Origin of the sequence: Caballeronia sp. SL2Y3, assembly GCF_022879575.1 — a bacterium.
In the GTDB taxonomy this organism is placed as follows: Bacteria; Pseudomonadota; Gammaproteobacteria; order Burkholderiales; family Burkholderiaceae; genus Caballeronia.
The window spans coordinates 164,225-183,425 of record NZ_CP084262.1; the positions used below are offsets into that span (position 1 = coordinate 164,225).

At 63.0% G+C, this 19,201-nt stretch carries 18 protein-coding genes and 4 pseudogenes; 20 read left to right on the forward strand and 2 right to left on the reverse strand.

Going from position 1 to position 19,201, the window contains the following annotated elements:
* Positions 1-175: 175 nt before the first annotated feature.
* The 9 genes and pseudogenes from LDZ26_RS19760 (at position 176) to LDZ26_RS19800 (ending at position 7,724) form a co-directional block, all read left to right on the forward strand.
* A complete protein-coding gene (locus LDZ26_RS19760; protein WP_244850947.1) occupies positions 176-1,765 on the forward strand; it encodes a TrkA C-terminal domain-containing protein in 1,590 nt (529 codons plus the stop codon).
* A gap of 22 nt (positions 1,766-1,787) precedes the next feature.
* Positions 1,788-2,783 carry a 2-hydroxyacid dehydrogenase gene (locus LDZ26_RS19765; protein WP_244850948.1) on the forward strand — a complete coding sequence of 332 codons (996 nt, stop codon included), beginning with the start codon at positions 1,788-1,790 and terminating at the stop codon, positions 2,781-2,783.
* Positions 2,784-2,789: 6 nt separating this feature from the next.
* Positions 2,790-3,481, forward strand: a pseudogene (locus LDZ26_RS19770) (hypothetical protein).
* A gap of 367 nt (positions 3,482-3,848) precedes the next feature.
* Complete coding sequence (locus tag LDZ26_RS19775; protein ID WP_244850949.1) at positions 3,849-5,084, forward strand: DUF3300 domain-containing protein; 1,236 nt, start codon at positions 3,849-3,851, stop codon at positions 5,082-5,084.
* Positions 5,085-5,120: 36 nt separating this feature from the next.
* Entirely contained in the window at positions 5,121-6,026 is a 906-nt protein-coding gene (locus tag LDZ26_RS19780; protein WP_244850950.1) for a DUF2950 domain-containing protein, read from the forward strand.
* Positions 6,027-6,116: 90 nt separating this feature from the next.
* Positions 6,117-6,557 carry a glycine zipper family protein gene (locus LDZ26_RS19785; RefSeq protein WP_370650755.1) on the forward strand — a complete coding sequence of 147 codons (441 nt, stop codon included), beginning with the start codon at positions 6,117-6,119 and terminating at the stop codon, positions 6,555-6,557.
* Between the two features lie 42 nt (positions 6,558-6,599).
* Positions 6,600-6,797 (forward strand): hypothetical protein, encoded by a 198-nt coding sequence (locus LDZ26_RS19790; RefSeq protein ID WP_244851138.1) that lies wholly within the window; start codon positions 6,600-6,602, stop codon positions 6,795-6,797.
* A gap of 2 nt (positions 6,798-6,799) precedes the next feature.
* On the forward strand, positions 6,800-7,312 hold the full coding sequence (locus LDZ26_RS19795; protein WP_244850951.1) for a hypothetical protein: 513 nt from the start codon (positions 6,800-6,802) through the stop codon (positions 7,310-7,312).
* Between the two features lie 13 nt (positions 7,313-7,325).
* Positions 7,326-7,724 carry an RT0821/Lpp0805 family surface protein gene (locus LDZ26_RS19800; RefSeq protein WP_370650749.1) on the forward strand — a complete coding sequence of 133 codons (399 nt, stop codon included), beginning with the start codon at positions 7,326-7,328 and terminating at the stop codon, positions 7,722-7,724.
* 19 nt (positions 7,725-7,743) lie between these two features.
* Here the strand turns inward: LDZ26_RS19800 and LDZ26_RS19805 are convergent, their stop codons facing one another.
* On the reverse strand, positions 7,744-8,664 hold the full coding sequence (locus tag LDZ26_RS19805; RefSeq protein WP_244851100.1) for a hypothetical protein: 921 nt from the start codon (positions 8,662-8,664) through the stop codon (positions 7,744-7,746).
* A gap of 299 nt (positions 8,665-8,963) precedes the next feature.
* Here LDZ26_RS19805 and LDZ26_RS19810 point away from each other — a divergent pair, with 299 nt between their 5' ends.
* From LDZ26_RS19810 to LDZ26_RS19825, 4 genes and pseudogenes are all read left to right on the forward strand, one after another.
* Positions 8,964-9,176, forward strand: coding sequence for a DUF2964 family protein (locus LDZ26_RS19810; RefSeq protein ID WP_244850952.1), 213 nt, complete (start codon positions 8,964-8,966; stop codon positions 9,174-9,176).
* An 82-nt stretch (positions 9,177-9,258) separates the two neighbouring features.
* A complete protein-coding gene (locus LDZ26_RS19815) occupies positions 9,259-9,516 on the forward strand; it encodes an RNA-binding protein (protein WP_244850953.1) in 258 nt (85 codons plus the stop codon).
* A gap of 69 nt (positions 9,517-9,585) precedes the next feature.
* Positions 9,586-10,404 carry a polyphosphate kinase 2 gene (ppk2, locus tag LDZ26_RS19820; protein ID WP_244850954.1) on the forward strand — a complete coding sequence of 273 codons (819 nt, stop codon included), beginning with the start codon at positions 9,586-9,588 and terminating at the stop codon, positions 10,402-10,404.
* 48 nt (positions 10,405-10,452) lie between these two features.
* Positions 10,453-12,158, forward strand: a pseudogene (locus tag LDZ26_RS19825) (SulP family inorganic anion transporter).
* A gap of 120 nt (positions 12,159-12,278) precedes the next feature.
* On the opposite strand, the gene LDZ26_RS19830 reads toward LDZ26_RS19825, so the two are convergent.
* Positions 12,279-12,869, reverse strand: coding sequence for a YSC84-related protein (locus tag LDZ26_RS19830; protein ID WP_244851101.1), 591 nt, complete (start codon positions 12,867-12,869; stop codon positions 12,279-12,281).
* A 420-nt stretch (positions 12,870-13,289) separates the two neighbouring features.
* Between LDZ26_RS19830 and LDZ26_RS19835 the strand changes: the two genes are divergently transcribed.
* The 7 genes and pseudogenes from LDZ26_RS19835 to LDZ26_RS25565 form a co-directional block, all read left to right on the forward strand.
* The gene (locus LDZ26_RS19835) at positions 13,290-14,390 is read left to right on the forward strand and encodes an AI-2E family transporter (protein WP_244850955.1); all 1,101 of its coding nucleotides are present in this window, start codon (positions 13,290-13,292) and stop codon (positions 14,388-14,390) included.
* A pseudogene (locus LDZ26_RS19840) lies at positions 14,384-14,530 on the forward strand (hypothetical protein); the annotation flags it as partial. The gene LDZ26_RS19835 and the pseudogene LDZ26_RS19840, both read left to right, overlap by 7 nt.
* Positions 14,531-14,653: 123 nt before the next feature.
* Positions 14,654-15,487, forward strand: a complete 834-nt coding sequence (locus LDZ26_RS19845) for a class II glutamine amidotransferase (protein ID WP_244850956.1) — start codon at positions 14,654-14,656, stop codon at positions 15,485-15,487.
* 334 nt (positions 15,488-15,821) lie between these two features.
* On the forward strand, positions 15,822-16,382 hold the full coding sequence (locus LDZ26_RS19850; RefSeq protein WP_244850957.1) for a hypothetical protein: 561 nt from the start codon (positions 15,822-15,824) through the stop codon (positions 16,380-16,382).
* A 43-nt stretch (positions 16,383-16,425) separates the two neighbouring features.
* Entirely contained in the window at positions 16,426-16,938 is a 513-nt protein-coding gene (locus LDZ26_RS19855; protein WP_244850958.1) for an MOSC domain-containing protein, read from the forward strand.
* A gap of 373 nt (positions 16,939-17,311) precedes the next feature.
* Positions 17,312-18,148, forward strand: a complete 837-nt coding sequence (locus LDZ26_RS19860) for an alpha/beta fold hydrolase (RefSeq protein WP_244850959.1) — start codon at positions 17,312-17,314, stop codon at positions 18,146-18,148.
* A gap of 561 nt (positions 18,149-18,709) precedes the next feature.
* A pseudogene (locus LDZ26_RS25565) lies at positions 18,710-19,093 on the forward strand (AMP-binding protein); the annotation flags it as partial.
* Positions 19,094-19,201: the final 108 nt, after the last annotated feature.

Genomic DNA, 19,201 nt, shown 5'->3' on the forward strand with positions numbered 1-19,201 from the left:
CTGCTTTGAGGAAGGGACTGACGCCTGTCGTATCGCGCCACTCAATGTCGTGGTCCTCGAATCGCACTGAAGCGGAGCGTGACCGCGCTTATCAAACGCCGCTGGACTGCTTCAAACAAACCGCCTTTAATGTTCCTGTATCGCTGCGTTGCCTGAATCAATCACAGGAGGTCACATGGACGCAGTCAGAACGTTTCTCGAAAGCCAGTCGCTCTTCGCATTGTTTCTCACGATCGCATTGGGCTATCTCATCGGCGAGATCACGATCAAGGGCGTCGCGCTCGGCTCGGGGGCCGTGCTATTCGTCGGACTCGCCGTTGGCGCTTTTGCGCCGAAGTCGGCACCGCCAGCGTTGCTCGGCACGCTCGGCTTGCTGCTGTTCCTGTACGGCATCGGCATTCAGTACGGCGCGCAGTTCTTCAGAGGGCTGACTAGCCGTGAAGGCGCGAAGGCGAACGCCGCTGCTTGCCTCGGCGTCATCGCGGCGGGCCTCGTCTCATGCGCTTTCATTCGGTTCGGCATCACGCTCTCTGACGCGCTCGGGATGTTCGCGGGCAGCGGGACCAGCACGGCCAGCCTCCAGGTCGCCATTGCATCATTGAAGAGCAATGATGCCGCAGTGGGCTATAGCGTCGCCTATCCGTTCGGCGTGGCCGGTCCCATTCTGTTTCTCTATGCGCTTAACGTGTTGCTGAAAGTGTCGATTCCGAAGCCGCCAGCGAAGGTACTCGAAACAGCGGAGATCGCACTCAAGAACCCAAGTTTCTTCGGCCTGCGACTATCGGAACTCCTCAGCCGCTTGCCGCTCGGCGTGTCCATTGCCGCAGTGCGGCGCGCGCATCGTAATCAGTTGCCCGCCGACGATTTCATCGTGCAGTCCGACGACGTGCTCCTCGTCACCGCCACGGACAAGCGCCTGCTCGACGAGGCCACGGCATTATGCGGCGAGTCGCAGCCGGGACGCATCGCGAGCGATCGCGAAGACATCGACTATATGCGCGTGTTCGCATCGAACTCGGCGGTGGTCGGCATGCCGCTTGGCAAGCTGCGGTTTCCCGGCGGCGTGAACTGTTCGATTGCGCATGTGCGCCGGGGCGACGCCGATTTACTCTCGACGCCCGATCTCATTCTCGAAGCAGGCGACCGCGTAGGCGTGCTCGTGAATCGCGCGCATCGCGCGACGATTCGTGCATTCTTCGGCGATTCCATCAAGGGCACGGCGGATCTCAGCTTCATCTGCCTCGGAATCGGCGCAGCGGCGGGATTGCTGCTGGGCGCCGTTCCGTTGCGGGTGCCCGGTCTCGGCAGCTTCAGCCTCGGTCTCGCTGCGCTGCTGCTGCTCGCGCTGTGCCTCGGAAAAGCGAGGCGCAACGGACCGTTCGTGTGGGTCATGCCGCTATCGGCGAATCTCGTCTTGCGCAACCTCGGGCTCACGATTTTTCTTGCGCAGGTCGGCATTTCGTGCGGGCCGAAGTTCGTGGCGACTGTCGGCACAGCGGGGCCGTTGCTCCTTCTTTACGGCGTGATCACGTTGCTCGTGCTCGTGGGCGTTACGGCCGCGTCGTGCTTATGGCTATTCAAGCTGCCCTTCGATACCTCGGCCGGCGTCGTGTGCGGCGCGACCGGCAATCCTGCCATTCTCGCGTTCGCCAATCGCATCGCGCCCACGGATCAGCCCGACGTCATGTACGCCATGATCTTTCCGTCGATGACCATCGTCAAAGTGCTGTTCGTGCAGATCGCAATCTCGCTGGCCAGCGGCTAGCTCTCGTATCGGAGATGAAATCATGGACGTGGCGATATTCAGTTCGACGCGTTACGAGCGCGAGTTTCTGGATCAGGCGAACGAATCCGCGCATCACAGGCTCAAATACCTCGACGTCTCGCTGAATCGCGATACCGTCGGAGAGGCTGCGGGATTCGGCGCGGTGTGCATCTTCGTTAATGACAAAGCGGACGCCGCCGTTCTGGAGGCGCTGAAAAGCGGCGGCACTGGTTTGCTCGCGCTGCGCTGCACGGGCTTCAATAACGTCGACCTCGAAGCCGCCGCGCGCCTGGGGCTCAAGGTCGTCCGCGTCGTGACGTATTCGCCCAACTCAGTCGCCGAGCATGCCGTCGCGCTGTTGCTCGCGATCAATCGAAAGGTGCATCGCGCCTATAACCGTACACGCGATTCCAACTTCTCTCTCGACGGACTCATCGGCTTCGATCTGTGCGGGAAGACAGTGGCCGTCGTGGGCACCGGGAAGATAGGCTGCGTCTTTGCGAGAATCATGCTCGGCTTCGGCTGTAATGTGATCGGCTACGATCCGTATCCGTCGAAGGAATTCGAGGCGATGGGCCTGCGCTATGCACGGCCGGGCGAGATCGGCGAGAAAGCCGATGTCATCTCGCTGCACTGTCCGCTGACTCCCGCAACGCATCACATCGTCAATGCGGAGACGCTCAAGCGTGCGAAGCGTGGCGCGTTGCTCATCAATACGAGCCGGGGCGCGCTGATCGACACCGAGGCCGTGATCGAAGCCCTGAAAAGCGGGCAACTGGGCGGGCTCGCAATCGACGTGTATGAGCAGGAGGCGGACTTGTTCTTCCGCGATCTGTCCAATGAAATCATTCCGGACGACATCATTCAGCGGCTCATTTCATTCCCCAACGTGATCGTGACCGGGCATCAGGCGTACTTGACGCGCGAGGCGCTGACGACTATCTGTGAGACCACGCTCGCGAGCATTACCGCGTTCGAGCATCACGAGCCGCTCGTGAATGAAGTCAAGGCGGGGTGACTTCTCATGTTGCCGGACACCATCGCCGATGCCGCGCTAGCCGAATCACGCGGCAACACACGAGCGCCCGTGCTGGATACGGTCGACCGCGTGTCCGAACTGTGCTTCGGGCTCTTCATGGCGCTGACGTTCGTCGGGACAGTGTCGGCAGCGACGAGCGGAGAAGATGCGGGCCGCAAGATGCTGTACACGGCCCTCGGCTGCAATCTCGCGTGGGGGCTCGCGGATGCCGTCATGTATCTGATGCGCACGCTCGTGAACCGGGGGCGGCGGCGCACGCTCGCGTTTGCGATCAAGCGCGAACTCGGCCCGTAGAAGGCGTGCGAGAACTGCGCACAAGACTGCCCGCGTTCCTTGCTCCGTTTTTCTCGGACGCCGAACTGGAATCGATTCGCAGCCGCATCGCTCGATACGATGCGTTGCCGGAGCGCCCCGCGCTGGAGCGCGACGATTTTCTCGCCGCGCTCGGCATCTTCATCATCATCGTGCTGTCCACGTTCCCGGTCGCCGCTCCCTTCGTCGTCATCCGGCACGTTCCCACTGCCTTGCTCGTGTCACGCGCGCTGACGCTCGTGATGCTGTTCGGATGCGGCGTTGCTTTGGGCTCCTATGCGGGATGGGGCGCGCTGAAAGCGGGGTTCGCGATGGTGACGTTGGGCGTGCTTCTGACGATGGCGATCATCGCGTTGGGCGGGTAAGTCAGATCGACCGGTCAGGACGTCCATGCCGTCGAATGACCGTGCCCGAGTTCTTGAATTCGCCAAAGGGTTCGCATATCTTTCAATTAACATCTATTGCTCATGGCCGCGCCTTCTAGCGCGTTACGCCATAAGCGGCGAAAAGAACGAATGACGACGCTGCTTGGCTCGTGTATGTCCTTGCAGATCACCTCGTTTTTCAGAGTGCCCGACGCCACGCGATTCGACCCGGCGGTTGATGCAACAGCGTATGCGGTGGACCGCCGGCGATTCTCATACGTACAGCTTCTTGCAAACATGCGTGAATGAGTTTGTCTCACTGTTTTGAATGATGGCGAGAGACGGCCACTTCGGTGGTAACGGAACAATGCCCAAGTTCATCAACGTGCTTCTGGTCGTGTCGGCGCTCGCATGCGGCATGCATGCGCTCGCTCAGGCGCCGGCGGCAAGCGTCCCGCCTCCGGCCGCGATGAGTCCCGCGGATCTGGACAAGCTGGTCGGTCCCATTGCGCTTTATCCCGACGACCTGGTGGCGATCATTCTTCCGGCTTCGACGTATCCGGTCGAGGTGGTACAGGCGGACCGGTTTCTCGAACGCAGAAAGGCGGACAACAATCTTCCGGTCGACGAACGCTGGCAAGACTCGGTGAAGGCGCTGCTCAATTATCCCGAGATCGTGAAGAAGATGAGCACCGATCTCGACTGGACGGTCGCGCTCGGCGAAGCGGTCGTGGCGGATCAGAATGCCGTCTTGCAGGCCGTGCAGCGTTTTCGCCGGCAAACTCAGTCGGTCGGCAACTTGAAGAGCGACGACAAGCAGACGGTCGTGGTCGAAAAGGAGGTGATCAAGATCGTGCCGTCGAATCCCGAGGTCATCTATGTACCGCAGTACAACCCGTCCACGGTGGTCGTGAGCAGCCCGACGCCGGTCTATACGTACGCCCCGGCGCCTTATCCCGTCTACTACTATCCGTATGCGCCCGGCGCGGCCTTCGCCACGGGCATGATCTGGGGCGCGGCCATCACCGCGGCGTGGAACGGCGGACGGTACGAGGCCAACTATAACGGCGGCAACAACACCATCAACATCAACCGCGAACAAAACGCCAATCGAGCCGATGTGCAGAACAACCTGAGCAATCGCGCGGCAAACCGGTCCGGGTCGGGCGCGACACAACAGTCGAGCACATGGCGCTCCGAGAAGAAGCCCGGACAGGTCTCTGGCAGCGGCGGGCGTTCCTCGATGCAGCGCGTGGGCGACGCGCCTTCGCGTGCGAGCGGAGCAGGCGCGGGTTTCGGCGGGGCCGGCGGCACTGAGCGCGCTTCTGCACGCACGCAACCCGCCATGCAGAACACGCCTCGCGCGCAGGGCGCATCGAACTTTCAGGCTCGCGGCGGCGATGCATTGAGCGGCTATGGCTCGGGTCAAAGCGCCCGCGCTAACAGCGCGCGCGGGGCCGCGAGCCGGCAGTCGATGGCAGGCGGCCAAGGCGGTCGCAGCTTCCAAAGCGGCGGTGGCGGCTTCAGTGGCGGCGGAGGCGGCGGCGGCTTCTCAGGAGCCGGGGGCCGCAGCTTCGGCGGCGGCCGTGGAGGTCGTCGCTAGGGGATGCCTATGAACCTTCATCGAACCGATGGCCGCTTGACTCGTCTCGTCATGGCGTTTGCGACAGTCGCAGTGTTGCTCGCGCCTGCGACGCTCCTCGCCGCGAGCGACCAGCAGACCTTCGCGACACCCGAGGAAGCCGTGAGCGCACTCGTGCAGGCGCTGAAGTCGGACGATGACGCCGCGCTCATCGGTATCTTCGGCAGCGCGCACAAGCGGCTCGTCGTCACGCCCGACGAGGCCGAGAATCGTCAGTTGCGCGCCAATGCGCTTGCCGAATTCGAGGCTTCTCGCCGGCTCGAAGAGGCTTCGCCCGATCGCCGCATTCTCGTGATCGGCGACGATGCGTGGCCCATGCCCATTCCGCTCGTTCGAGAGAACGGCGTCTGGCGCTTCGCCACGGAAGAGGGCGAGCAGGAGGTGTTGGACCGGCGTATCGGCGCAAACGAGCGCGAGGCGATGAAGGTACTGCGCGCGTATATCGATGCGCAGCGCGAGTACGCCTCGCAGGACCGCATGGGGGACGGCGTGTTGCAGTATGCACGCAAGCTCGGCAGTTCGCCGGGCAAGCGCGACGGACTGTACTGGCCAGCGGATGAGAGTCGGGGCGAAGAACAGAGTCCCTTCGGTCCGCTGATCGCCGCGAGCTCGACTTATTTCAAGGACCGTCACGCGGGCGACGCGTATCACGGCTACCACTTTCGCATTCTCACGCGGCAAGGCAGGAACGCGCCGGGAGGGGCTTTCAGCTACATCATCAATGGGCGCATGCTGGCTGGCTTCGCGATGGTGGCGTACCCGGCGCAATACGGCGAGAGCGGCGTCATGACGTTCATTGTCAATAACAACGGAGTGGTGTATCAGAAGAACCGCGGTCCGTCTGCGCCACCGCTGACGGAATTTGATCCGGACCCGACGTGGACGCGCGTGAACGAGCCGTGACGGATGGCTCACTGGGTCACTACACCGACTGAAAGTCTGACAATTGAAGGAGTCCATATGAATGCCGCATGTTGGCGCGCGATCGCTGCGATGATGATCGCAACACTCGCCATGGATGCCCTTGCGCAAAGCAAGCCGATCGCGTATCCGTCGAAGGGACAAAGCGCGCAACAGCAACAGAAAGATGACGGCGCGTGCTACAGCTGGGCGAAGAGCAACACGGGTATCGATCCCGCGACGGCATCGACTGCGCCGCCGCCGCAATCGGGCCCGGCAGTCGGCGGCGGCGAGCGCGTTGGCGGCGCGGCGCGTGGTGCTGCTGGCGGCGCGGTGATCGGCGCGATCGCGGGCGATGCGGGCAAGGGCGCGGCCATCGGCGCGACCGCCGGCACGATGGCGGGCGGCGTGAGAGCCCGCCAGAACCGGCGCGCGCAGCAGGCCAACGCGCAAGCGCAAAGCCAGGGCGCGATGGACACCTATAACCGCGCATGGGCTGCATGCATGCAGGGACGCGGCTATTCGATTCAATAGCGTTCGCGGGCTTCTTGCGTCAATCGAATGAGGAGTGTCGAAATGAAGCGCGTCAGTCTGGTCGTCATCTCGTGCCTGGTGCTTTTCGCAACTGCATTCGCAGCCGAGCCGCAAACCGACGCGACCATTACGCGGGACGCGAACCCGGAACGGCTCAAGCGCGTGAAGAAAGGCGATCAGGTGAAAGCCGTCTACACAGAGGCACTCGCGATATCCGTCGAACCGGCCGCGAAGAAATAGCCATGCAAGAACGCATTGCAGTTGCGTTACGACGAGGGGCATGCATCGCCGTGCTTGCGCTCGCAGGCTGCGCCCAGCCGGAGCAGCACCTCGAGCAGGGCATGGATCAGCAGGCTATCGTCGCGCGGCTCGGGACGCCGAAGGAAACGTACGACTTGCCAGGCGGCGGCAAGCGGCTCATGTGGCCGACGCAGCCGATGGGCAGCACCACCACTGCGGTCGATGTCGATGCATCGGGCAAGGTGGTCAGTGTCCGGCAAGTGCTTCAGGAAAACGAGTTCTACCGCGCGGAAGTAGGCATTTGGACGCGCGATGACGTATTGATGAACTTCGGTCGCCCGTTCGAGACGGCGCATTACAAACGGATGAATCGCGACGTGTGGTCGTATCGGTACATGGAGAACAACATCGATCATATGCTGTTCCACTTCTATTTCGACGAGCAGGGCGTGTTGCGCCAAACGCAGAAGCAGCCCGACCCGAAATACGATCCTAGCCAACGCAACGTGTTATGAAGGACAACAAACCATGATCCGGCTTCCGCGCGGTTTCGCATACACGCTCGCCAAATGCGGCGTCGTGGCGACGCTTTCGATGTCGTGCGCGTGCGCGTTCGCCAACAATCTGAACTTTCTGCGCGACACGCCGATCAGCTATATGAAGCCCGCTGACCGCCAGGCGCTCAACCGCGCCGCTCAGCATGCGCTCGACACGCAGAAGGACGGCGAAGCGGTTCCCTGGAACAATGAAGGCACGGGCAATCCGGTTCACATCGAAGGCACCGTCACGCCGCGCGACACCAAGCAAAGCGGCGGCGAAACGTGCCGTAGCGTGACCCTCGTTGCCGTCGCGAAGGGACAGACACAGAAGTGGACACCGGTCGCCTGCAAGAAGGCGAGCGGCGAATGGCGTATCGCGAAGCGGTGATGGCCGCGCCCGCGATACGCTAGAAGCTCACGGCGAATCCGAAGGACACGCCATGCACGTTGTGTCCGAAGACATAACGGACCATGGCGCGCGTGCGAGTGATGACGATCGGGTACTTGCTGCTGTCGAGTTCCAGCCCCACGCCGAGCGAGGTGAGGTCGTTGAAGCCGAGCGCGCCTGCGCTGTCGCCGAAGTAATGCGAGTACGCGGTTTCGAGCACATAGCGCAGCGGCCTGTCGAGCGCGCTCAAGCCGGTCGGCGCGCGCCAGCGGGCCCACAGGCTGAATTGCTGCGCGGTCGCGGAGCCTTGCACGGCATCGGACGAGGAGCCGAAGCTGCGTAGATAGATATCGGTCGCGCGCAGTTCCACGTCGACTTCATAGTGCTCGCGATAGTGCTCGAGATCGAGCATCAGCGATCCGCCGACGCCGTAGGCGTTGAGCACGCCGTCTTCGAGGAATTGCAGGTTCGCATCGGCCACATGGTTGAAGACGGTTTGCGCGATGCGCAGGTCGCTTGCCACGCGGCCCACCATGCCGTTCACGATGGGCCGCAAGCGCAGTTCGTCGGTAATGGGGAAGTCCCAGCCGATGCCTACCGTCGTGCTCGCCGTGTTCCATTTGGTCGGCACGGGACGCTCCTGATTGCCGTCCGTCGCGATGAAGGTCGGATCATAGCGGCTATAGGCGACCGTGCCTTCGAGATAGAGAGGAAACGACCTGCTGAGGGTAAAGCCGCCGCCGAATTGCGTCTGACCGAATCCGGGGTTGCCGGTCGTGCCGCTATTGATGGAGAGCGAACTCGTGGTCACGTCGGGCACGGCCGTGTACGACATGATGGCGAGCACTGCATCCGCGTACTGCTTGACGTTCGCGCCGACGAATGTGCGGCCCGGCGTCTGCGGTGGCGCGTTCTGAGCCTCTGCGTGATCCATCGGCATCGAGAGAACGAACGAGAGCAACGAAGCCACGAATCCATGCAATCGGCCGTGCTTGAGAATCGCGTTCGGCATGTTCGGCCTCTGTTGGAATGCACGGCTGTTCAAGTCGTGCCTGCATCCTTTCGCGCCGCGCGCGGCGCTCGCAGGACCTGCGCAGTGGCTCCATTTCAGTGGCAATACGCTAGCAATTTAGTCCAACGCGCCGAACGCGCCAAGCGGATTGCAGCAAGTGTGTCCACAGGACCACTCAGAATTTCCTAAACTGAAGTATCCGATGCATGGCAACCGTGGAGGCATGGATGAGACGAACCGAGCTTCGAAGCGTGTGTGCCGCAATCGGCGTTTTCATCTGGCTGGGCGGACTGTATGCCACGATTCATGGTCTTCTGTATGACACCGCGTCCGAATTTCGCTATGGCATGTTGGCGCTCGCCATCGGCATCGTCATATTCGTGAGCGCGCTCAATCCGCTCACGCAGCGCAAATCGAAGACGCGGGACGAACACGGTTGATTCGTTAAGCGCATCACACAGCGGGCGCGCGGCTCGTCGAACTTATTTGGCTGTAACCGGTGCATTGAGGGAGGACATTGCGATGAGTGATCTCTGGCTAGGCAATGTGGAACCGACCACGACGGACGATGAGATCCGCGAGTTTCTTTGCAAGTACGGGTTTCCTAGCTTCGATGCCATCGAGCGCGTTCCCGGCACCGGCGAACGTCCCGCCGCGGTCGTGAGCTTCCATTCGCTTGAGCCGCACATGTTGCGCGCGCTGCAACCGCGCGTCCACAACATGTTCTGGAAGGACCGCACGCTCGTGGTGCAGGTCATGCCCGAGCGCAACGAAACGTGAAGCGCGTGCGTCGCTTGAATCGAGCGCCGCGCTTGAGTGCAGAGCGAGTACCAATGGGGAGCCAACGCGATGGAAGACAAGGTTGCCGGGGAATCGGAAGGCGCGCGCACGGGAAATCGTCTGAGCGGGAAGCAGTATGAGAAGGAACTCGCGCGCCTGCATGTAGAACTCGTGAGGTTGCAGCAGTGGACCGTGCATACCGGCGCGAAAATCTGCGTGGTGTTCGAGGGACGCGACGGCGCGGGCAAGGGCGGGACCATCAAGGCACTCACGGAGCGCGTGAGCCCGCGTATCTTTCGCGTGATCGCGCTGCCCGCGCCCACGGAGCGCGAGAAAACACAGATGTACTTTCAGCGGTATATCCCGCATCTGCCGGCTGCAGGCGAAATCGCGCTATTCGACCGCAGCTGGTACAACCGCGCGGGGGTGGAGCGCGTGATGGGCTTCTGCACGCCCGAGCAAGTGCAGACCTTCCTCAAGGGCGTGCCGCTCGTCGAGCGCGCGATCATCGACTCGGGAGTGATTCTGCTGAAGTACTGGCTCGAAGTGAGCGAAGAAGAGCAGACCCGCCGCCTCGAAGCGCGCATTCACGATGAGCGCAAGATCTGGAAGCTCTCGCCGATGGACCTGCGCTCGTATAGCCGCTGGTACGACTATTCGCGTGCGCGCGACGACATGTTCGCCGCCACCGATACAGACGATGCACCGTGGTACGTGGTGCGTTCGGACGATAAGCGGCGCGCGCGCCTCAATCTCATCAGTCACCTGCTTCAGAACATCCCTTACACCGCGCTTCCCCGCGAGAAAGTGAAGCTGCCGAAAAGGCAGAAGGCGGAGGGTTATCGCGAGAGCGATCATCCGCTCAGGTACGTGCCCGAGCGGTTCTGAAGTCTGTTTCCGTCGACACCGCACCGCCCGCTCACCGAGGGAGCCGCCATGCCGGAACGCGCATCCGCCGCTCGCGCCAGCCGCGCCGGGATGATTCCCGAGTGGCTGTCGCACTACGACAGGCAGTGGGCGCATGCGGACGTGGTCGCGGGCGCGACGGCTGCGGCTGTCGTCATTCCGAAGGCGCTCGCTTACGCGACGATTGCAGGCTTGCCCGTGCAAGTGGGACTCTATACAGCATGCGTGCCGATGCTTATCTATGCGCTCACGGGCGCGTCGCGGGTGCTGAGCGTCAGCACCACCACCACGCTTGCGATTCTTGCGGGCGATACGCTCGGCATGAAGACCAGTGCAGGCGATCCGCAGATGCTCGCGACCCTGAACGCCACGCTCACCGCTCTCGTCGGCGGCATGCTCCTGGCGGCGGCGGTGTTGCGGATGGGCTTCGTCGCGGACTTCATTTCCGAGCGGTGCTAGTGGGATTCAAGGCAGGCGTGGCCATCGTGATCGTCGTGGATCAGTTGCCGAAGCTATTCGGGATTCATTTCCCGAAGGAATCGTTCTTTCACAACGTGGCGTCGTTGATCGGCGGCCTGCCGCACGCGTCGCCGGTCACGATGGCGCTGGCCTTCGCCAGCATCGCCGGGTTGGTCGCGTTAGAGCGATTCGTGCCGCGTGCGCCGGCGCCGCTCATCGTCGTCGCGGCGGCGATCGCGGCCGTCGCCGTTTTCGGCTTGCGCTCGCATGGCGTGGAGACCGTGGGCGCGGTTCCCGCTGGACTGCCCTCGTGGGTGAGGCCGGACCCGGCGCTTGCGCTCGCGCTCTGGCCGCACGCACTGGGCATTGCGCTGATGAGTTTCACCGAGAGCATCGCGGCGGGCCGCGCGTTCGCACGCAACGACGAGCCGCCGCCCAACGCCAACCGGGAACTCTTCGCGACAGGGATTGCGAACGTCGGAAGCGCGCTCTTCGGAGGGATGGTATCCGGAGGCGGCACGAGTCAGACCGCGGTCAACCGGCAGGCCGGCGCGCGCACGCAATGCGCGCAGATCGTCACGGCACTCATCGCGCTCGCCGTCATGCTGATATTCGCGCCATCGATGGCGTTGATGCCGCACGCGACGCTTGCCGCAGTCGTCGTGTTCTATTCGGTCGGCCTTTTCAGCGTGGCCGAATTCCGCGCGATCCTGAGAGTGCGCAAGACCGAGTTCGTCTGGGCGCTCACCGCATGCGTGGGCGTCGTGTTGCTGGGAACGCTCGCGGGCATTGTCGTCGCTATCGTGGTCTCGCTGCTGATGCTCGCGCATCAGGTGTCGAATCCGCCGCTGTACGTGCTCAAGCGCATACCCGGCACGAACGTATTCCGGCCTGCGTCGCCCAGACATCCCGACGACGAAACGTTTCCCGGCATGCTCCTGCTGCGCCCCGAAGGACGAATCTTCTTCGTCAACGCGCAGCGCGTGGCCGACAAGATCCGTCCGATCGTTCAGGAATCCGATGCAAAAATCGTCGCGCTGGATCTGAGCCGCGTTTTCGATCTCGAATACACCGCGCTCAAGATGCTTGCGGAAGCCGAACAGCGCCTCAGCGCAAACGGCACCGTGTTCTGGCTCGCGGGCCTGAACCCGAGCGTGCTCGACAGCGTGCGACGTTCGCCGCTTGGTGAGTCGTTAAGCGAGGCGCGGATGTTCTACAACCTGGAGCATGTCGTCGCGAGGTATCGAGACACCGTTGCGACGAGCGAGGCGCGCTGACCGCGTCGATTCCCCGCGCCCGTGGAGCTCGATGGCGTAGCGGACCGCAATCCGCGCATGCCGAGCATGCCGTCGATGCCGGTGCTACGCGATCTCACGCTCTCGCAACCCGATGCGCTCTTATTCGTCCAGTCGGCTTACTTTCGTGCCCTGTAGCGAAGCATCGGCCATCAGGCCGGCGTTCGTCAGTACTATCGCATTCACCGGCTTGGTGGCCGTGGTGGTATCGATCTTGCCGTTCGCGCCCATCTTGAGAAGCGCCACCGATGCATCCGCTCCCGCCGACCACCCTTTGGAATTGCGGAAGCTATCGAGCGCGTCCTGCGTCATGAACAGGAAGATGAGTGCCTTCGATTGCGCGCCCGCCTGCAGCCCGAAGGAGCCGGAAGTCGTACTGTAGTAGCCGACGGTGTGGCCGCCTACGCGAAGCGCGCCCTTGCCGTATTCCGCGCCGACCACCAGGCCGGCCTGGAGCACAGACGGAAACACGAGTACCCCACGGGCCTTGCCGACGAGTTCGCGCGACCCGGGAACGGTGGTGTAGAGCCGCTGGATCGTGCTGTCCACATCGGCGTCGATGGAGCGCCGCTGATCGGCGGCACCCGCCGCTTGTTCGGTGCCCGCGTTTCTGTTCATGGTGCAGCCATTCAGTGCGAGGCAACTGAGCGCGAGGACGGCGGAAGATGCCGTCACGAGAATTCGTCTTTGCATCATGGTTTCCACCGTTTGGCTAACGAAGCATTGAATGGAGACACGGGGGTGCAACAAAAGTTATAGCACATGGACCCGGAACCGCGACCCTCGCTTGCCCCTAGGGCGCGTTAAGTTGTGCTGTGAATGCCATGCGCGTGTCGCGGTTCGTTTTTCTCCGCGATGAATTACATCGTAAGGCTTCCCATCAGTGCGTTACAGTGATTTCTTGGAGAAGTCGGACTGTCCGTCCTAGACTTGGACGGGGAACGCTTTCTCAAACGCCTCTGCGCGTGAATGTCCTGTCCGCGTCGTGTCATTGGTGGTCGTATGTTGTCGTAGCGGCACTGTTTGCGATCCGGCGCGCTAATAAGTCGATGATCCCGCCAACAGTGGCTAGCCGTGCGTCACGCTCCGCGGCAAGCCGCGAGGAGGCACGAAATGCTAACGCCCGTTACCGAACGCACGCTCTCGCGCGAGCTGCTCGATGTCCTGATTCGCGCCGGTCTCATCGCCGTTCTAGCCGTCTTCTGCTTTCGCGTCTTCGTGCCGTTCCTCAACCTGATGGTCTGGGCGCTCATCCTCGCGGTCACGCTGTATCCGCTACAGGTGAAACTTCGCGGCCCTCTCGCGGGCAGAAACGGCCTCATCGCGTCGCTCATCATTCTCGTCGCGTTCGCTGTGATTCTGGTGCCGACGTACCTGCTCGGCGTCGCGATAGCGAATTCGATGGAACACGCCATGTCCGTCATCAGGAGCGGCACGCTGCAAATTCCGCCACCGGCGGAATCGGTGGCCGCGTGGCCGCTCGTGGGCCGGCATGTCTACGACTTCTGGGCGCAGGCGTCCACGGATATCACCGTTCTCGCGCAAAAGTTCACGCCTCAACTGAAGCAAGCGGGTCTCGCGGTGCTCGGCACGATTACGGGTCTCGGCGCGGGACTCGTCGTGTTCTTCCTGGCTTTGATCGTCGCCGGAATCTTCATGGCTCACGGCGAGAAGGGCTATCAAAGCGCAGTGTTGATCGCATCGCGGATTTCGGGACCGGAGAACGGACGACAGATCGCCGATCTGTCCACGGCGACAATCCGTGCCGTCGCGCAGGGCGTGGTCGGCATCGCGTTCATTCAGATGTTGTTGATCGGCATCGCATTCATCGTGATGGACATTCCCGGCGCCGGTCTGCTCGCGCTGGCCGTGCTGCTCATCGGCATCATGCAGCTTCCCGCGACCTTCATCACACTGCCGGTCATCGTTTATGTGATGCTGACTCAGGGCTTCAGCGCGGCGACGATTGCTTTCGCGGTCTATGTCTTCATAGCGGGCCTCGCCGACAACGTGCTCAAGCCCTTGCTGCTGGGCCGCGGCGTGGCGGTGCCGATGCCCGTGGTGCTGATCGGCGCGCTGGGCGGCATGGTGACGGGCGGGGTGATCGGACTCTTTATCGGCCCGGTCATGCTCGCAGTGGCTTACAAGCTCTTCTGGCGTTGGGTGAAGGAGCAGCCTGAACGCGAGCCGATCGTGCAAAAGGAAAAGGTTTGACCGGCGCAGTCATCACCGTCAAGGCCGTTCAGGAACTGCAGCGCATCAACGGACGCTACGCGCTCGTGACCATGTGCATCGGCGGCGGGCAGGGCATCGCGAGTGTCTTGGCTGAGCGCCAAGCGCGGCACACATCCTGAGACGAAGGCAGCGCGCGAACATTCGGTGTATCGTCGATGCTGCCGGCGCGGCTCGAACTGATCGTCCGGCCCGCTGCGGCAGACATCGGCGGCCGACTCACGCCCCCTTCCACAGGAACGATCATGTGCCGCTGGCTCGCCTATTCGGGCAACCCGCTTCAGCTCGAAACCGTGCTCTTCAACGCGAAGCATTCGCTGATCGACCAGAGCCTGCATGCCCGGCTCGGCCAAACCACCACCAACGGCGACGGCTTCGGAATCGGATGGTACGGACATCCGACCGACATTCCGTTTCGCTATCGTTGCATTCAGCCGGCGTGGAGCGATCGCAACCTGCGCGAAGCCGCGCGCGCCATCCACGCGCCGCTGTTCGTCGCGCACGTGCGCGCGGCGACCGGCACGCCGTCGCAGGAAACGAACTGTCATCCCTTCCGTTACGGCCGGTGGCTCTTCGTGCATAACGGCCTCGTGCGCAACTATCCGGTGTTGCGCCGCGATCTGATGGTGGCGGTCGCGCCCGAACTGTTCCCGTCGATCGAAGGATCGACCGATTCGGAAGTGCTGTTCTTCCTCGCGCTGACGTTCGGGCTGGCGCATGCGCCTGTGACCGCGCTCAAGCGGATGGTGGCATTCGTCGAGGACACCGCGCGCCGCCATGCCGTGGCGGACCCGCTGAACATGACGGTCTGCGCGACCGACGGCGAGCAAATCGTGGCAGTCCGCTATTCGAGCGAAAGACAGTCGCGCTCGCTCTTTCACAACACGTCGTTCCGCCACTTGCACGAGTTGTATCCCGACGATCCGCGCATCGCGATGGCCGGAGAGGATGCGTTTTTGGTCGTGTCCGAGCCGCTCGCCGATCTACCCGGCTGGTGGCAGGAGATTCCGGAAAGCACCGTGGTCGTCGCGCAGGGCGGCGAAGTCGAGCAGTTTCCGTTCGAGCCGCAAGCGGCTTGAGTCGTGCGTCCGGACGCGCGGTTTAACGTCTGATCACTGCGCAGCGCGGGCGTAATTGTCGGGCTTTCCTTCGTGCATCCGCGATGCTTGCATTCGATTAAAGCGGCCCGCCTCAGGCACGATCACCAGACGTATTCGACTTAACTGCGTTCGACTTGATCGGCGGCGCGCTTGTGCTGTCGATCGCATTGCGCCCAGTTCGACTCCGGCCTCGCGTTTCGTCGCGCCGACCGCCGGCCCGCGCGAATCCGCATGATGACTGGCGCCACGCGCCTCGCATCTTGGGCACGCGCCATGCTCCCTGCCTCAGCCTCAACATCTAAAGCGAAGCGGCATGAACATCGTCTGTGTGGCTTGGGGGTCGTTGCTATGGAACCTGAAAGGGTTCCCCATCGACGGGGAATGGCGCGAGGGCGGTCCGCTGCTTCCGCTCGAGTTCGCGCGCCATTCGGACGGCGAGATCGTGAGCCTCGTCGTCCTCGAATCAGGACCCCTGCAACCCACGTTCTGGGCGCGGGTCGCTCTCGACTCGCTCGACGCCGCGCGTGAAGCGTTACGCGCGCGCGAGGATGTACGCGCCAATGTCGTCGATTGGATCGGGAGCATTCCCGCGCCTCACGGCATGACGTATCCGCAGTCGCATGCCATCGCGTCATGGCTCGAACGCAACGGCGCGGACGCCGTGGTCTGGACCGCGCTGCCGCCCAAATCGCGCGAGCGCAACGGTCGCATGCCGAGTGTCGATGAAGCGGTGACCTATCTCCGATCGCTCGGCGGAGATGAACGCGACCGCGCCGAAGCCTATGTCCGGCAATCGCCCGCCGGCATTCGGACGCCGTTTCGCGAGCGCTTCGAGGACGTGTTCGGCTGGACGCCGACAAGCGCCGATAGCTGAAGCGCGCGAGAATGGCCGACTGCCGCGCTGCGCTCATTCACCGATGCCGCTCAATCCCGATTCCCCTCTGACTCGCCTCATGCTCGCGCCGGTCCGCTCGGGCCATGTCGTCTGGATCGGCCTGCGCGCCGCGCGGCGCGCGCCGCTCTTGGAAGTGCGCTCGGTTCACGCATCGACAGACAAGGGGCTCGAAGGCGATCACTACAGCCGCACGCGCGGCAACCGGCAAGTCACGCTGATCGCAGCCGAAAGTCTGCGCGCCATCGCCAGTCATCTCGGGCGCGAGCATGTCTCGCCACTCGACCTTCGTCGCAACATCGTCACCGAGGGCATCAACCTCAGCGCGCTGAAGAACCGGCAGATCCGCATCGGCAGCGCGGTTCTTCTCGTGACGGGCGAATGTCATCCCTGTTCGAGGATGGAAGAAACGTTCGGCGTCGGCGGATACAACGCCGTGCGGGGCTTCGGAGGCGTCACGGCGCGCGTCGTCGAAGAAGGCATCATCGAGACGGGCAGTGCGGTCGAGCCGGTCGGTGTTCTGGCCGGCGCATCGTGAGTCAACCGGCTCGGTGCTGGTGCATGAAAGGCCCGGCAATCATGCAGAGATCGCCGGACCGGTGAGAAAGCGCACCGCCTCCGAGCGCGTCGACGTGTTCGTGCGCAAGAGGCCGCCCCGGTCATTGCGTATGCGTTCGACATCGCATCTTGCCCGACTCCGGTATCCGGACACCTGCGTTGCAAGGTACGTGGCACCAGTGCAACAATGCATTGCATCCGCCGCTCTTCCGTCAAGATGCCGGCGTCCGTAATCTCCCCACATCGCGTTGCGCACTTCGTCGTACCAGCCGCCACTCACGGTAGCGGCTGTCATATTGGCGCCGGAGAATGATTGCCGGCTCATGCTCTATAACGTCAAAAAGGAACCGACCATGCCGTACGTCACAACGAAAGACAACGTCGAAATCTTCTACAAGGACTGGGGTCCGAAGGATGCGCAGCCGATCGTCTTCCATCACGGCTGGCCGTTGTCTTCCGACGACTGGGACGCGCAGATGCTCTTCTTCGTGCAAAAGGGTTATCGCGTGATCGCTCATGACCGGCGCGGTCATGGCCGCTCGACGCAGGTGTCGGACGGGCACGACATGGACCACTACGCGGCGGACGCCTTTGCCGTCGTCGAGGCGCTCGACGTGCGCAACGCGGTGCATATCGGCCATTCGACGGGCGGCGGCGAAGTGGCGCGGTACGTGGCGAAGCACGGCGAACCGGCGGGGCGCGTGGCCAAGGCCGTGCTCGTCAGCGCCGTGCCGCCGCTCATGCTGAAGACCGAAGCGAATCCCGAAGGTCTGCCGCTCGACGTGTTCGACGGCTTTCGCACGGCGCTCGCCGAGAACCGCGCGCAGTTTTTCGTCGATGTTCCCGCGGGCCCGTTCTACGGATTCAATCGTCCGGGCGCGACCGCGCATCAGGGCGTGATCCAGAACTGGTGGCGCCAGGGCATGATGGGTAGCGCCAAGGCGCACTACGACGGCATCAAGGCGTTCTCCGAGACGGACCAGACGGAAGACCTGCGCGCCATCTCCGTGCCGACGCTCGTGCTGCACGGCGAAGACGATCAGATCGTGCCCATCGCCGATGCCGCGCTCAAGTCGATCAAGCTGCTCAAGAACGGCACGCTGAAGACGTATCCCGGCTTCTCGCACGGCATGTTGACGGTCAACGCGGAAACGCTCAACGCCGACCTTCTCGCGTTCATCCAGTCCTAAGCGACGGATGTAGCCGACAGATGTAATCGACCCATGCCGGGCTTGCGCAAGCAGGCCCGCGCTGGACGCGGCGGCGCGCGGCTCGGTAACAGGGTTGCGGCTGCCGCGTTCGTCATTCAGGCACCCCTTCGCGCCTTCGTGTCTCGGCCGCATAATCCGCCAAATAAAATCCCGAGCTCGCGACAGGCTGCGCCGCTCCTGCTTAAGCACGCGCTCATCCATTTCCGCTGCCGCGTCCCCCCTATTTACGGGTGGGCGACGCAGAACCGTATCAGCGTATCGTTGTATCGGTTCGCGCATAACGGCGGCGCCCGCTCCGGCGAGCGAGCGTCAGCCTTCGGCCGAGGCAACGCGTGCGGCAGACGCCTGCCAGGTCCGGACGCGGCACTTCCTCGAAAAGATAATGGAGACATCATGAGCGGTACGAATTCGGGAACTCTGGTTCATCGCTTTCTGCACTGGGAACAGGCGCAACCCGATGCGATCTATCTGACCGAACCGACGCCGGACGGACAGGTCGTCGACTATACGTGAAAGGACGTCGGCGACGAGGCCCGGCGCATGGCCGGCTGGCTGCGCTCGTTACAGTTGCCGCCAGGCAGCTCTATCTCCATCGTGGGGAAGAACAGCGCGCACTGGATCATCGCGGATCTGGATATCTGGCTCGCTGGGCACGTTTCGGTGCCGCTCTATCCCACGATCAGTCCCGATACCGCCCGATACGTCTTCGAGCATTGCAACGTGCGCGTGGTATTCGTCGGCAAGCTCGACGGCTTGACCGATGCATGGAACGCCATCGCCAAGGTCGTTCCTGCGAACGCGCGGCTCGTCGGGCTGCCGATGTCGCCGCCCACGCCCGAAGCGTCGTGGTGGAGCGATATCGTCGCCGACACCGCGCCGCTTGAAGACGTGCATCTGCCGTCGCCAGGCGAACTCGCGACGATCATCTACACCTCGGGCAGCACCGGGCGTCCGAAGGGCGTGATGCACAGCTTCGCCACCATCTTCGGTACGCCACGCGCGCGGGCGACTTCTGCGGCTACACGCCGGCCG